Source organism: Mucilaginibacter sp., from assembly GCF_039921305.1.
Taxonomy (GTDB): domain Bacteria; phylum Bacteroidota; class Bacteroidia; order Sphingobacteriales; family Sphingobacteriaceae; genus Mucilaginibacter.
Genome location: NZ_JBDSCA010000061.1, coordinates 22,587 through 37,925 on the forward strand (window position 1 = coordinate 22,587; position 15,339 = coordinate 37,925).

At 39.7% G+C, this 15,339-nt stretch carries 9 protein-coding genes; all 9 read right to left on the reverse strand.

Translation table 11 applies throughout. The features are described 5' to 3' along the window. Nucleotides 1-227: 227 nt before the first annotated feature. On the reverse strand, nt 228-440 hold the full coding sequence (locus ABIN91_RS18720; protein WP_348052968.1) for a hypothetical protein: 213 nt from the start codon (nt 438-440) through the stop codon (nt 228-230). A gap of 89 nt (nt 441-529) precedes the next feature. Beyond that, nucleotides 530-2,203, reverse strand: a complete 1,674-nt coding sequence (locus ABIN91_RS18725; RefSeq protein WP_348052969.1) for a sodium:solute symporter family protein — start codon at nt 2,201-2,203, stop codon at nt 530-532. A gap of 58 nt (nt 2,204-2,261) precedes the next feature. After that, a complete protein-coding gene (locus tag ABIN91_RS18730; protein ID WP_348052970.1) occupies nt 2,262-4,547 on the reverse strand; it encodes an FAD-dependent oxidoreductase in 2,286 nt (761 codons plus the stop codon). Between the two features lie 125 nt (nt 4,548-4,672). Continuing rightward, on the reverse strand, nt 4,673-8,080 hold the full coding sequence (locus ABIN91_RS18735; RefSeq protein ID WP_348052971.1) for a T9SS type A sorting domain-containing protein: 3,408 nt from the start codon (nt 8,078-8,080) through the stop codon (nt 4,673-4,675). A gap of 46 nt (nt 8,081-8,126) precedes the next feature. Then, nucleotides 8,127-9,509, reverse strand: coding sequence for an SGNH/GDSL hydrolase family protein (locus tag ABIN91_RS18740; RefSeq protein ID WP_348052972.1), 1,383 nt, complete (start codon nt 9,507-9,509; stop codon nt 8,127-8,129). A 54-nt stretch (nt 9,510-9,563) separates the two neighbouring features. Next, nucleotides 9,564-10,946 (reverse strand): alpha-L-fucosidase, encoded by a 1,383-nt coding sequence (locus ABIN91_RS18745; RefSeq protein ID WP_348052973.1) that lies wholly within the window; start codon nt 10,944-10,946, stop codon nt 9,564-9,566. A gap of 11 nt (nt 10,947-10,957) precedes the next feature. Next, nucleotides 10,958-12,241 (reverse strand): polysaccharide pyruvyl transferase family protein, encoded by a 1,284-nt coding sequence (locus ABIN91_RS18750; protein WP_348052974.1) that lies wholly within the window; start codon nt 12,239-12,241, stop codon nt 10,958-10,960. 18 nt (nt 12,242-12,259) lie between these two features. Next, nucleotides 12,260-14,134, reverse strand: a complete 1,875-nt coding sequence (locus ABIN91_RS18755) for a heparinase II/III family protein (protein WP_348052975.1) — start codon at nt 14,132-14,134, stop codon at nt 12,260-12,262. A gap of 22 nt (nt 14,135-14,156) precedes the next feature. After that, on the reverse strand, nt 14,157-15,338 hold the full coding sequence (locus tag ABIN91_RS18760; RefSeq protein WP_348052976.1) for a glycoside hydrolase family 88 protein: 1,182 nt from the start codon (nt 15,336-15,338) through the stop codon (nt 14,157-14,159). Nucleotide 15,339 lies beyond the last annotated feature (1 nt).

Below are 15,339 nucleotides of genomic sequence, written 5' to 3' on the forward strand. Positions count from 1 at the left end.
ATTGAAAACTGGACAACAGCCATCATTAATTCATTTTCAAATCATAATTAATTCAACAAATATATATGAAAAAGTTCCTCTTAAGTGTTATTTCGGTGGCTGTATTAACTACGCTTACCGTTGGGGCATTAGAAACTTTTATATACCGGTTAAAAACGATCTACCTATCCAAGGACATATCAAGAAGAAACCCCAGAATTAATGCCTTTCCTTTTTGCCTACTTGCCTTATTGATAGAGATCTTTGCTGTTTAATTGTAAAATATCTTTCGTGCTTTTTACACCGTAAAATTTCAATCCATTTTTTACTTGTGGTAGGAAAATTTCTATCTGATCAATGGAAAAATGTTTTTTAAGCTGACACTTTTGTTGCAGCATTTGAAAAAGTAACGCTTCACTTTTCCGGGAAAGAATCTGAATATTGTATGATTTAGCCTCCATTGTTAAAACGGTTTAATACTTTAAAATGATTCCTTATGAACGGTGCGCCAATTGATCGATAGAAGTTACGGCATTACTTCCCTTAACCATTAAGACTGCAGCTTGCGATTTTTATTGATATATCTTAAAATAAATAATGCAGCTGTGATTATTATAGAGCCTACGATTAAAACAATCATGCCATATTTTTCTGCAACAACACCCAACATGAATATCCCCGCTCCAACCACCAGCATGGAGATAGCAATAACGCGGATTCCAAAATTATTTTGTTCTCGGGCGTCATTATCCGCTTGAATTGTGATAAAAGCCGCCGGACTGTCATTTGTTACTTTATTAATGTAAGTACCTTTACCATAAAAGAAATAATAGCACTCAAAAACTAAAAGTACAGCTATCGGAATACCCATTCCCAAACTTGTTTCAACTGTTCTGCTTAATGTTAATAGCAACAATTTTGGCCCTAATACCTTGAAGAACAAGTTAATGGTCAATGCCGTGATTGTAGCCATTACTACAGAAAACCCTGTTTGTCTGTTTGAAAACAAAGACCAAATTATTGGAGCAAATAATGCCCCGCCGGCAATTGAGGCTGTACTTAAAACAACCTCAACAATACCACCTGCGCTGGGTATCCAGATAGCTATCAAAATCGTTCCTATCCCAAATATCAAAGTAAACAAACGGGCGATCCAGATCGTTTCTTTTTCTTGAGCAACAGGTCTTAAAATATTCTTATATATATCTTGAGCAAAAACGGTTGCAGCCATATTAATGGTTGTATTGGCTTTACTTGATGTTGCGGAAACCATACCTGCCAAAACTAAACCTATCAACCCGGCTGGCATTACCTTTTGTATCAGCATCATATAAGCATCTTCTGTTTGCAAACCTTTTAAATCCGGGTTGATGATGTGGTAAATCATTGGCGGGAGCATCCATATAACAGGACAGATAAAATATAGAATTGTAAAAATACCCGCTACTTTTTTTGATTGCTTAGGGCTTGCCACCGTAGTGTAACGCTGAACATAAGACCAGTTGCCACCTATATAAAAGGTTTGGTAAACAACAAATGCAAGCATAAAGCCGAATGTGTAGTCTGAATTAACAGGTTCGAAAAAGTGCGGTGGTGCCTTAGAAATTAAATTTTGAAAACCTCCTATTTGCGCCAAAGAGATAGGAATTACTATAACAACAGCAGCCGATAGCACAACAAACTGGATAACGTCTGTTACCAGTACAGCCCACAAACCACCTGCTGCAGTATATAAAATTATGATAAGGCCAATAACAATAATACAAGCATTTAAAGAAAATGGAGTAGCGACATAAACCATTTTCCCTACAGGATACAATACTGCCCCAGTAGTAAATAAACTCAACAACAGCGTTAGATAAGTATAAAATTGCTTGGTTTTGCTCCCAAATCTGTTTCCGATATATTCTGCCGGTGTACCTGCACCTGATCTTTTCCAACGGGCCGCAATAAAAAAAGTCACAATTAAACCACTAATAGCCATTGTTAATTGAATGGCGTTAGCTACCAAACCACTTTTGTAAGCAATGGACCCCCAAACAACAAATGTGCCTGCCGAAAAATAACTTATAAATAACGACAATCCGTTTATCCACCATGGAGTTGCCCCCCCGGCTTCAAAAAAGGCGTTTCCGTTTTTACTGCTAACCCTGGTAAAGGTTAATCCTATGGCGAAGATCAATATGGCGAATACCGCCATAACAACGAAATCTAATCGCCCCATTAGTTTAATTTAGTTATTAGGTTTATCATCGGTTAAAATATATTGTTGCTGGCCTTTATCAAAAAAAAGAATAGCACCGGATAGCAAATATTGCAGCTGGAATTTGTTTAGACGGATGCTCAACAAAAAACGTTAATTTATCAACAATCACGGGCTGATCAAAGGTGATACGATTTATGGACTGATAATTATCTTTTTTTTCATAAATCAAATTCCCAACTCCATCTTTAATTTGATAATTACGAACGCAAAAAGGCATTACATCTTCCGGATGCCCCATTAATACGGTTTCCATAGGATGATCGTAATCCGCATCAAAAAAAACATCTATTTTACTGATTTCTTTTTTATCAGGCCATTCTAATACAATATGTGGCTTAGCATCACTTAATAACGCCACCCAGGCATTAGGCTGGTTTGTGGGCCTATATATCCCTGTTTTAATATTTGATACCTTGAACGTTTTTAAAGCAGGCTCCACCTTAATTGCCACATTATGCCCTTCAGGCCGGCGTTGCGGGCACCAAAATTCAAACTCTTCAACACCGATGTCCTCTGGTGGTGTTTGTTTCCCAAAATTAGAAACAGCTTTATTCACTAAATTAAACACTGAAAGAACCCCTGTTACACGCTGATGTGAAAAGTGAAGTTCTACGTCCGGATTTTTATGGACCACAAAAAAAGCATACGAGGGTCTGGAAATGATACTTGTAAAATCAATTTGTAAGCAGTTACGTCCCGGATGAATAGATAATGTATGTTTCTCTAAGCTAATATCAGGCGTATAATTTTCATGCTTTCCGCTTATTCTAAGTTCAACTACCAATTTAGTATTGCTCTTCGATTCAGCGTGAAAAATAATTTGAGGCACTTTGCCAGTATTTAACGGGATCATTTGAGCCATCGAAATGTCGACCGGTTTTAAAATATCCGACGATAACTCATTTAATTGATATTCGCTGGAAGCGGATAGTTTTGCGATTTGTACCAAATCATTTGGATCGTTGTATTCCAAACCTGGAATATGTTGCCCTGTCTTTAATAATTCCCGTTGTAGCTGCGCTATCAAATTATGTTTTAAAATATCCCTCGGATATAAATCATTTTTTGCTGCCATGTATGCCGCCATTCCAACTGCCTGCCCTACATGCGCCGAGGTAGCCATCACCCTGGTTGACGCAAAAGCCACGTGACTGGCACTTATGATACGTCCCGTAAGAAAAAGGTTTTTGATATTCTTGCTATATAAGCACCTATATGGAATTTGATATATGCCTTTGCTATGCCATTGATTACAGCCTGGTTTTTCGCTAAACACACCATCAGCCGGGTGAAGATCAATTGACCAGCCACCATACGCTACTGCATCATGATGAGTATGTTGCTCAATAATATCCTGTTGTTTAAGCATGTAGTCACCTTCAAATCTACGGCTCTCACGCTTACCCGGAATTGTGCCAACCCATTCAAGTGTCATGGTATCAGCTTCAGGAAACTTACCGGAGTTTTTAATATAGTCCCAGGCTCCATAAACAACTTTCCATAGTTCCCATTTAATTTTTTCGGTATCATGTACCGTATCTAACCTGCCGCCGTATTCAAGCCACCACAGTTTACAACCATGTTCTTTAGCGTTAAAGCTTTTAAAGCGCGGTATCTCAGCGGTAATATTTTTTAGTGCGAAATCAGGAGGAATAAACTTTACAGGTTTACCTGTATCTTTACTGTAGAAATACAAGCTGTGCCCTAACAATTCGCCATATTCTGCTGTTGGAGCAAATTTTTCACCAAATTCTTCTTTACTCTCGGCGCCCATTCTGAAAGCAGCTCCTGATAAAAAACCAACAATACCATCTCCTGAAGCATCACAAAACAACGGCGCTTTAACAACATACTCAACTGAGTTTTGACTACAAAATGCACTTACTGAGGATATGGTTTCTGAATTTGATTTCTTTACCGCATTTACCGCTGTATTCAATAACAAAGTTATGTTGGGTTCGCCAACTACCTTATCAAGCAATATTACGTCAAAAAGCAAAGGGTTACCTTCTTTGTTTTTGTATGTGTTTTCAACAAGTATTTCATCGATCACCCCACCCTCTCTGCTCCATCGGTTATTATTGCCCATATGAGACGTCGCACCTAATATCCACAAACGAACTTCGCTGGATGAATTTCCACCAAGCACAGGCCGGTCTTGTATTAAAACAACCTTTAAACCCATACGCGCTGCTGTGATCGCCGCACAAACACCCGAAAGCCCTCCGCCAACGATAGCATAATCTGTATGGATATCTTCCCTGCGTAAACTTCTTTTTTCTTTATTGTCGTCCTTGAGCATCAAATAAATTACTTAAATAATAGTAGTCTGGTTTGGTCTGGTCAAATATATTATTATAATTGCTTTCGGAGAAATTATATTTTAGATTTCCCGAAAGCAATTGGATCAATTTGAAAGTATCATGGTTAATTCTTCAATAACTTAGTGTAGAACACCTTTTCCGTTCCTTCACATTTTAGTTTCACTATGTAGATCCCTTCCATTTGATTACTGATGTTGATGTGTATTGAAGTTGTTCCCTTAGGGAGATTTCGATCTACAAGAGTTTTACCGCGCACGTCAATTACTTTAATGTTGTTATTTGTAGCGCTAAAATTTGAAACATCAATATTAAAATTGCCATTTGATGGATTTGGATATATTTTCAAAACCTTTTGATCTTGCTTGTCTAACTTTAGATGATCCGTATTAAATGGTGCTTTTATTACGCTGACCGTATCTTTTTCAGTTTTCGAGGTACTCTGCATAGACCTTAGCGACCCCATGTCGGGAACGACTACGGTTAACTGATTAGAGTAAAGAGATTTGCAGGTAATGGCGTAATCAGCAACCCGGTAAATATATGTACCTGGTGTAGCGGTGGTATCGGTAAATGTGGTTGTACCGGCAGGTAATGTAGCCAACAAGGTAAAAGGTGAAGAACCTGATTTACGTTCCACAATGAAAGATGTTTCATTGCTCGAAAGGTCAAGCCATTGCAAAGCCACACTGCCCGAAGATACCGATGTTGTGTCGAGCGATCCTGGAGCGATGGGATGTTCATCTGATACCTGGATGTAGCCCAATCCATCAAACACCGTTTTAGACGTTGATCCATTAGCCGAATCATCTAAATATACAGAAAACCCATTCACACCACTTACCCTACCCAATTTGGCTCTGAATAACCGATTCGATGTAGTTGTACCGGTGTAATCAGGCAATAATACCGCGCCTGCGGTTGTACGGTCAAATAGCTTAAAAGTGGTACTGTCTGCCATGCGCGCACGTGTTTTCCAGGTTTGGGTAGTTGGTGACAGGTAATATAAATAAACATCATATGTGTTGCATATATCCAATACGCTATCAACCGTCATTTTTATCACCGGCGCATTTTCGGTACCAGCGTTCGAGCGCATAAAATCTTTATCCACTGTTCCTGTGCCACTGGAGTTTACGAGTGTCCATTTATTGTCTGTAGTAGTTTCAACACTTGCAAAAGCTGTATCCGGCGAACAATTAGCATATGTAGCATTCACAAATTTAAATTGATAGTTTGGCGGACTGGTAACCAGCGTTGTAAAACCATTATAATTTACCCAGCTGCTTTCGCTGCCGTAACAGCTGTTGCGTACCGCGCATTCATAGTCAGTTGCGCTTTTTAAACTTAACAGCTTAACCGAATCAGCTTGAACATTGTAGGCATATTTCCAGGTTGTATCGCTACCAACCGGCCTGTAACGTACATCACTGTTTATACCACCGGTAACACTCCAATGCAAAACAGCCGAAGTGTCTCTAATGGAGCTAATATGCAAACTGTCGGGTGCGCCACAAGACCCGGGGGTAACGCAGGCAACGGAATCTACTCTAAACAGCACCACTGATTTGTAGGCAGGCAATGAGAATGTACCACAATATGCCTGATTATAAACTGTTGTATATAAGCCAAATGGTAGCGTAATAGGTTGAGAAGACGATGTGTTATTATAATAAAACTTAATAACATTAGCTGGTATAGTACCCGAAGGGTATTTTTTTACAGCAGGCACGGTACCGTTAACTTGTACAACGCTGGCTTCCCATTCGTAAGGCGTGTAACGTTGAGTTTTAGGCCCATCATCCGCCCGGTAATTAAAAGTGATTGCTTTATCATTAAAGGGGTTGATGATATTGTTGTATTTAAACAAGCCTAGTTGTGCGTATGAATAATCATCCGTACTAATAGTTTTAAATACATCATGATCAACAGCTAATGAGTTTGAGACCAATATATTACCTGTAATTACAAAACCAGGGGCAGCAAGCGGGTGATAGATCTGCATTTCATTAAGCCCGCTTTGAAAGGAGGTATTGTTTGAAACCTCGATCCCGGTTTGTACCGAACCGATAAAAAGCCCCTCTCCGTTCACAAATGCAACCGTATTGTTTTTTACTGTGACCCCTTGTGAAAAGTTATCGATGTAAATACCATTTGCCAAACTTGTTGCAGCCGGGGCTCCCAGCCTTTCGCCAAAACTATTGGTTATGATATTTTCGTCGATCACGGTACCTGTAGTTACACCAATATTCCCATTAGTATATATACCACCATTATCTTCCAAATAGTAGCATGCACTATCAATTACGTTGTGTTTTACCAGATTATTTATTCCCGCTGAGATAATACCGGAGTAGCCTGTTCTTGTGATCTTATTATCCTGTATTTGGCAATTAGGTGAGTTGCAATCTATACCGATAAACGTTTTGCTCTTCCCATTTGCTTCATTCCCGATATGACTTATTGTATTCCCTGTAAAAGCTATGTTATTACAAGTCGCGTTAGATATGATCCCACTCCAATTCACATCGGTTATTGTGTTATTGCTGAATGTACTGTAAGTAACTCCTGAGAAAGCGACTCCATCAGAACCCGAACGTGAAATATCTACATTATCAACTAACAAAGACGATCCATTTTTTAAAGAAAGGCAAACAAGGCGGGCATATTTTAGTTGGACATTTTTAACGGTAACATTATTGGCATTCTCAATAGATAACGTAGTATCCGTACGTAAAAAAGTAACCGCTGTGCTTGGATTTGAAGTTGAATATAGCAGCACTTTACCAGTAGTAGCTGAATAAGACCATTCGCCATCAAGGTCGATAGCATTAACGTTATTGACAAAGAAGTAACCATAACCGTCCCTCAACTGGTCAATTGTTGTAAGTGATGGTATTGTGATGGTACTGCCGCTATGTGTAGAAACCTTGGTTTTAACAAGACGGAACCTTTCTGCCCTAACTACAACATCTGATCCCGTCCAACTTGGTGTTCCCGTAAGTTGATTATCTGTAAATTGAGTTATCCCGCTGTGAGATTCAAAGTTCAAATAACCATTGTTTACGCTCTTGTTCGGATAACGGCTGATAGGCAGAGGATTTTCACTTTTATACAACCCCCTGATATCAGCAGGTTTAGTTAATGAAGAAAAAGTGGTTTGCCAGATATTGCCGCTGTAAGTTGTCCAGGTGGTAGTGATTTGTTCAGCACCTGTGATTATTGGTTTATTGCCACTTCCATAAGCATCGACAGTTACGCCGGAATATTTGACCCTCAATATCCCTGTAAATTTATCGCCTCTTTTCAGCAAAATACTATCCCCATTTGATAATGCGGTACCATTCACTTTTGCAAGGGTTTTCCACGCGGTTGCGGTGGAAGTACCTGCCAGGGCATCATTCCCGGTTGCAGATACATAATAAGCATGTTGAGCTAATAATGCACTTGCGTTTAAGAAAAACACAGGCAAAAAAATGGCCCAACGAAGGTTAATTCGTAAAAAAGGTTTCATAATAAAAAAGGTTAATGGTTAATAAATAAAACGGAAACGTAGGTTGTTAATCGTCTTTAATAAGCTTAAAAACGTGTTTTGTTGGTTTATTCGTAGTATATATTTGAGTTTGGATAGATAACAATTTGCTTTCTGTAGCAGGTTGCTTGGGCTTGTTAGTTAGGTAACCGTTAAATTGCGACTTGTAATAATCATAGTGACCACTGTTTTTTAGTTTTTCCAGGTTAACAGCAAGTAACTGTCTTATTTCTGTCGTGTCGTTAAGGTTTTTTAGTTCTCCGAGGTGATTGTATTCAACAAATTTCAGACTTCGTAATAATCCCTCTGTTTTACGGTACAGCAAGCACAGATCCATTACCCTTATTGCTTGCTGGTATTGCGGTGTCTGTTTTTCTGTCGCGAGGTTTATACCCTCTTTTAACTGCGCGGCAGTATATTTACCCACAAGTATGCTATCTATTGATAGTTTATAATAACCAGCGGACAGGTCAACAACCTGTAAGATCTCCTTGTTAAGCTCGTCCGTAAATGGGACCCACGAAAGCGCTTTAACAGCATCGTCCCAAACAGGAAAGGGCAAGCTATATTCAAGACAAGTAAATTCTACTGATCTATTATCGACCTTTTGTGATTCTATCTTACAATTAATACTTTTTCCCCTGCTTGTTTTTACACCCTTATCAACGACTATTTTTGAAACAAATTTAGGCGCGCCTGTTTCCTTTAAAAACTGGTAAGCCATAACAAAGTGACCTGCGGGGCCAGGATGTATTCTATCCGGACCGATAATGGTTGCGGTTGAATCTACTTTTTGTACGGATCGATTAACTTGTTTCATGATACTCCAGTAATCAACTAATTTAGTTTTATAGATCATGGAGAGATCTTGCATATGATCGCCACCAAATTTTAGCGCTTCGTTTACACCGATCGCATTTTCTGCCTTTATCGCCGCGGTCTGATCAAAAATGCTTGGTTTTTGCAGTATCACTTTGCTCTTCGCAGCAAGTATTTTAACAATAGCTTCGCTATCCTCTTTATACTTAGCCATAGCCTGCGCCCACTTTTGAGGTAGATCAGGATCAGCTTTGGCAGCAATGGTATATAAATTACGTTTTACATCGTTCATACCGATCATTAAAACCGACCAGTTGGGTTTATGAATAAGTACATCGCTATCCATCCTTTTTAGTACACCGCCTGATACGTCGCCCGAGATGCCGCAGTTGTAAAACCACAACCGATCATTAGGAAAACGTGTTGCATAGTACAGGTAGACATAATTGTAAAACTGCCCATTGTTAGTAATGCTATCACCTATCCAACAAACGATGTCCCCATCTTTAAACAAAGGGCTTGATAATGTTTGTGCATAAGCAGCCAGATTAAGCTGTAATATGAGCAGGGTTATCAGAAACTTCTTTTTCATATAATTCGTGTTATTGATATGCTAAATATTGATCAAAGCCAAACTTTTTTAATTTCATTTTAAAAAAACCTCAATAACCGGCATTTCAGAAACGGGCCTTTGTACTGGCAAATGAAGTATTACATCATTACTTGCAGCTGTTTCGGTAGTGTGGCTACCCGGTTTTATTTCTTCGTCAAAGCTAATTTCTGAACCATCTTGTAACAGTTGGGCAAATTTGATTTTGCCCTTATAATTCGGTAAATGCAAAGATTTAAATGGCCACTCGATGATATGAATATATAACCTATTCAATTGCGGGTTATAGGTCAAAAAGCAGTTATCCGGTTTAGTAAATTCTTTAGGGGCCTGGGTACATCCGTAAATTGCGCGGTTGTTATATTTCATCCAATTACCAATAGCTGCCAAACGTTCAATAGCCCGGCTATCAAACTCACCACGTGCTGTAGGACCCACATTTAACAACAGGTTACCACCTTTGCTCACCGTTTCAACCAACATTGATACCAACTGATGCGCACTTTTCCAGGAATATTCATCACGATTATATCCCCACGAACCGGAAAAAGTCTGGCATGTCTCCCAAGGTACTTTCAGCCCGTTAAGCGTTGGCCACTCGACCGGCATAAACTGCTCCGGAGTTTTATAATCCCAGCCCCAATCTGTTTGACTTAGATCCAACCTGTCGTTCACGATGATCTGGGGCTGCAGCTTTCTAATCATCTTGAGTAGATTGGATGCATCCCAATCTTTGGCACCCTTTCCGTTAGTACCCGGATAAGAATAATCTAGAAATAGTTCGTCAATTTTTCCGTACTGGGTTAGCAGTTCCGTTAACTGATCACGTAAATATTGGCGGTACTTACTCATATCGCGATTGCTGTTTAGAGCCAAAGCAGACTTATCTTCGCGAAGGGGGTGTAACTGGTCAATGGTAAAATCCGGATGGTGCCAATCGATCAATGAGTAATAAAACCCAATGCGTAATCCTTCCGCGCGACAAGCATCAACCAACTGTTTTAAAAGATCTCTTCTTGCAGGCGTATTCGTCGCCCTGTAATCGGTAACCTTACTATCCCACAAACAAAAACCCTCGTGGTGTTTTGTAGTGATTACAATATATTTCATTCCGGCGGCCTTGGCCTGTTTTGCCCATTGTACCGGATCGTATAAGTCAGGGTTAAAGGCATCAAAATACTTATTATAGTCTTTATCCGATATCATTTCCCTGCTCTTTACCCATTCATGCCGGGCGGGTACTGAATATAGCCCCCAATGAATAAACAAGCCGAAACGTGCATCCCGCCACCATTCCATTCGTTTATCCTTTTGCTCAAGGGTTTCCGTCGCCCATGTCGGACGAGTTTCTGCCTGTCCTATCACCTTCGGCTTAAAAGAGATAAGTAAGAGCATAAAACAAAGTAATTTCCTTTTCATGATGATATCTATCACTTTATTGTTTGTATCGCTTCGTGCATCGTTTCTCTTTGTATCTTATTAACTAAAGTTGACGCGATACCGATCTGCTTTTGCGCATCGGTGTAGTTGGAATGTATATGGCTCACCATATTAGCAATTTGAGAAGCCGGTGTCTCATCTATCTCAAATATCCAATCATTAAGGCCAATATCCCTCCACATCTGTCCTTTCCTCGTGTCTGTAGGTTGTTTTAAATATATTGCCGGTACTTTCTCAGTGAACGCAATTATGGGTGAATGCATTTCATAGCTGATCAGCACCCTTGCTTTGGCATATATAGAACGTGCTTCGTCAGGCAACCAAAACGAATCCCGCCATACCACATTTTTTTTTATCTCATCTGGCAACGGGTCAACCAAAACTTCTTTTGATAAGGCAACTTGTTGGGTAACTTCCGCACATGCCAAAACTTTTAGGCCTGTATCTTTTACCCATTTTATCATCACCTCGCGTAGTTTGGCCGCATCTATTTCTTTGTGTTGTAGCGAAATGGCATACTTTCTCTTTTCTTCTACGGTTGGCTCAACACCACGCATCTGCCAGTATGGGGTATATCGTAACCTGGGTATCACGCAAATAAATTTACCTCTTTTTAAACCATTAGCGGTTAAGTAAGCTTCGGCCTTTTGTTCATTTTGTAATTTGAGGGCAAAAGTTGCATCCAGGCCTAATTGCTGTATCGGGCATTTCAAATTGAGCGAACGTAAATATTTTAACGATTCAGAATCTCTGCAGAAAAAGAACGAAGCATGATCTATCAATTCTTTTAAGGGCTCATCTACCTCGTCAAGCGAAACGCCATATACTCCAAATGGTTTTTTGGTATTGTTCCACCAGGCCCTTACATCTTTATAAGCAGCTACATATGGGCCCGAACCATGAACCATTAGGTCACATTCGGCAAATGCTTTTTGCAGATCCGTGGTCGCCGGTTTGCCAGAATCATCCAGCCGGCCTTGTATAATATTTAACTTAGGGAACGATCTCCTCATTAATGCATCTACTTCCACGTCAACGCTAACAGGCCATAATATAATTTCAGCTTCTGGCAAATAGATGTTAAACAATTCGATCAGACCGAAGCTATGGCTAATGTCGCCAATGTTAACTACCTGCCATGATGAGCGCAATAATATTTTCGGTTTCTTTTGTGAACCCTTTCCCATAGCTATTGCATTAATAACAGGCATCATTACAGATGCGGCTGTCAGAAAACCTGTTTGTTTTAAAAAGTCCCTTCGTTGTTGATCCATAATTATATATCGTAGATATTACCAGGCAGATAATGATTGAAATACCGGTACAGTGTTATCGTTTTTTTCTTTAAATAGTACAGTAATGGCAACGTTCCCAATTGCTTTAAAATGAATGACGAGTCTTTTTATACCTTCATTTGGTGTATTGCCTTTTGATAGGGGTTCGTTTAGTATAGGTATGGCGTCAATAATTTCGAAGGCTGCTTTAGTTGCTGGTTTTAAGATCTCGACCTTTAATTCATCCACTCCCATTTTTAGTATAGCTGATCTTTTGTCATCCGACAAAGTAATTATCGCAGGGGTATGGATCTGCCAATAAAGATCGAGTGGTTTATCAGTCGTTATCTCGTCTTGTATCAAAACCTGTTTTTTATCGATCATAGCGATCCCACGTTTTACAGATCTCCCATTCGGTGCATAAGCTTCGGTCAAATCCATAATACCGAATGAATTGTTATTATCACTTTTGAACTTTTTTATAAACGTTGAGGCGGCAGCATTTTGATTCGCATCTTGCCCGACTTTTACCACCAACGTATTGTGGCCTTCTGTGCTCAACCGATAATAGCTATAGCGTTGAACCGATTTGTTTTTGCCCCCGTTAAAGTATCCCGGTAAATTATAAGTATCAGGCCCCAGATCAATTACCCAACGCTTCGCATTTTTTTCCAGAACGAAAGTACCCAGATCCAAATGCCCATGATTAACACCGTTTTCACCGGCTTTGAATCCAACAAACCAGGCTTTTTCATCGTTCCAGCTACTTCTTAATGAAGCTACCTCTGCAGAGCGAAAATATTGGTCAAGTGGCAATTCAGCGGCTTTCCGTAATTTCTTGTCAGAATACCATAACATCTCTACCGCCGTTGAATGATCGGTATATTTTTGCTGATAGGCTGCTATTTCCGGGTCATTAAATTTATTGGCCAACCACAAAAACTCAGGCATGGTAACAATTCTCAATGGCGCATCCGAGTAATTGAATGTTTGTGCCGTAGCTCCGCTCATCGCCATAACGAATGAACCTGTTTTTGAAAAGCCTTGTATAGTGCTTAAACCAAAATCCGTTCCTAAAGCCGACTCCAAACAAGCGATAGCGGCCACGTTATAACGCATGGCGAAAGCAAGATAGGTAGGACCCTCAAACCACGCTCCATCGGGACCATAATGCTTCATAGCCGCCGGAAGTCGCTTTATTGCATTCTTGATCAAGGTATCAGCCAATTGTGGTTCTTCATCGGCTATAGCTAAAGCGCCTATGATCATACTGCCATTACAAACCTGGTTCCAGTTATGTTCAGCTTTCGCCCAATCAAAACCGGGGCCTTTGCCTTGATAATACAATAGACCGCCCTCAAGTGCTTTATCTTTTATAGCTGTTTTTATAATTTGTTTTTGAGGATCGGTCCACACGTCATAAAGCCAATCGTAGGCTATAGCGAAGGCCTGGTCCATTTCTGCAGTGCCCAAAAAATGTTCAATATCCCAATCGGGGAATTTGGCAGCATTGTCTAACTCAAGCCATAACCTGTCCGCATACTTTTTTTTGCCGGTAAGCCTGTACATCATACTTAAAGTGTAGCTACGATCCAATACGCTACGGCTTGTATTGAGCAAATAATTACTCGGGATCATGGTGTATTTATTGAGCGGTTCCGTAAGCATTTTATCTGCTTTAAGCCGCAATGTATTTTCTGCTTTTATCAAAAACTCATTACCGGGAATACGTTTTTTCAACTGCTCAAAATCAGCTAAAGATGATACCAACAAGCGGGGATGTCCCTTTTTTAAAGTAGCGACCGGGTTATCTGGTACAGTTACCTGTGCATTGGCCTTCAAACAAGTACAATAGACACAAAGTACTAGTACAAAGAAAGATCTATAGCTCATGTTATTTCAATTTAATGCTCATTTATTGTTTTTTTTCGATCGCTGCTAAACGTAACAAAGCCTCCAGATAATAATAATCAGCATACACCAATGGCTTATCAACTTCTTTCCCTAACGTTTTGGCACCGACGCTATGCTTCAATATAAAATAATTATTTTCACCTAAACCCGCTTTATATTGTGGTGAGGATAGAGATCGAATTATCTTTTTTGCTGACTGTACATAATAAACTCGTTTTGTTGGCACGTAGCGTTGCAATTCTAATAAGGCGGATGCTATAACGGCAGCGGCCGAAGCGTCGCGTTCTTCATTAGGAATATTGGGAGCCAAATAATCCCAATAGGGTATTTTATCTTTCGGGAGATTCGGGTTATTTAAAATATAAGATGCTGCCTTATTTGCAACCTCCAGGTATTTTTCCTTCCCTGTTTCGCGGTACATTACCGTAAAACCGTACAAAGCCCATGCCTGCCCCCTGGCCCATGCTGACTCATCCTGAAAGCCCTGATGATTTTTTTTTGCTAAAACCATACCGCTATCACTATAACAAACCACATGATAGCAGCTACCATCTGACCGGAAATGGTTTTGTAAAGTTTTATCTGCGTGAGAGATACAAATTCCTTTATAATTATTGGTCGTACCGTGCTTTGATGCCCACATCAAAAATTCGAGGTTCATCATATTATCTATAATAACCGGGAACCGATACTTACCAAAAGTATCCCACGATCTGATAAGTCCGACATTTGCATTATATCGTGTAGCTAATGACTTTGCGCCATTTTTTAGTATGTTTTTATAATTTTTGTTTTTAGTGAGTTTGTAACCGTTACCATAAGAACAGTATAACATAAACCCAAGATCGTGGGTACTGATATTATACTGTTCTTTTTCAAGCATGGCCGTCCAATGTTGTGCCGCCGTTTTCCATTTAAGGTTCCCTGTGTATTCATATAGCTCCCATAGTATTCCTGGAAAAAAGCCGCTGCACCACCATGAAGAAGGCATATCTTTACGAGTGCCGTTCTCATTTACAGAAAACGGGAATTGGGTTAGATCGGAATGAGCATTTAACAAGAGTGTTATTTGCTTTTCAGCAAAACCCATTTCCTTTTGTATGTTAATGTTTTGCGCACCCACATTGCCATTCAGCAATAACAGCTGCCCCAAAAACATCAATATTACTACTCTATATAGCATA

What these genes read in the sequence shown, in the direction of transcription:
- ABIN91_RS18720 (WP_348052968.1), bottom strand. Translation starts at nt 440, where the DNA reads ATGGAGGCTAAATCATACAATATTCAGATTCTTTCCCGGAAAAGTGAA.
- ABIN91_RS18725 (WP_348052969.1), bottom strand. Translation starts at nt 2,203, where the DNA reads ATGGGGCGATTAGATTTCGTTGTTATGGCGGTATTCGCCATATTGATC.
- ABIN91_RS18730 (WP_348052970.1), bottom strand. Translation starts at nt 4,547, where the DNA reads ATGCTCAAGGACGACAATAAAGAAAAAAGAAGTTTACGCAGGGAAGAT.
- ABIN91_RS18735 (WP_348052971.1), bottom strand. Translation starts at nt 8,080, where the DNA reads ATGAAACCTTTTTTACGAATTAACCTTCGTTGGGCCATTTTTTTGCCT.
- ABIN91_RS18740 (WP_348052972.1), bottom strand. Translation starts at nt 9,509, where the DNA reads ATGAAAAAGAAGTTTCTGATAACCCTGCTCATATTACAGCTTAATCTG.
- ABIN91_RS18745 (WP_348052973.1), bottom strand. Translation starts at nt 10,946, where the DNA reads ATGAAAAGGAAATTACTTTGTTTTATGCTCTTACTTATCTCTTTTAAG.
- ABIN91_RS18750 (WP_348052974.1), bottom strand. Translation starts at nt 12,241, where the DNA reads ATGGATCAACAACGAAGGGACTTTTTAAAACAAACAGGTTTTCTGACA.
- ABIN91_RS18755 (WP_348052975.1), bottom strand. Translation starts at nt 14,134, where the DNA reads ATGAGCTATAGATCTTTCTTTGTACTAGTACTTTGTGTCTATTGTACT.
- ABIN91_RS18760 (WP_348052976.1), bottom strand. Translation starts at nt 15,338, where the DNA reads ATGCTATATAGAGTAGTAATATTGATGTTTTTGGGGCAGCTGTTATTG.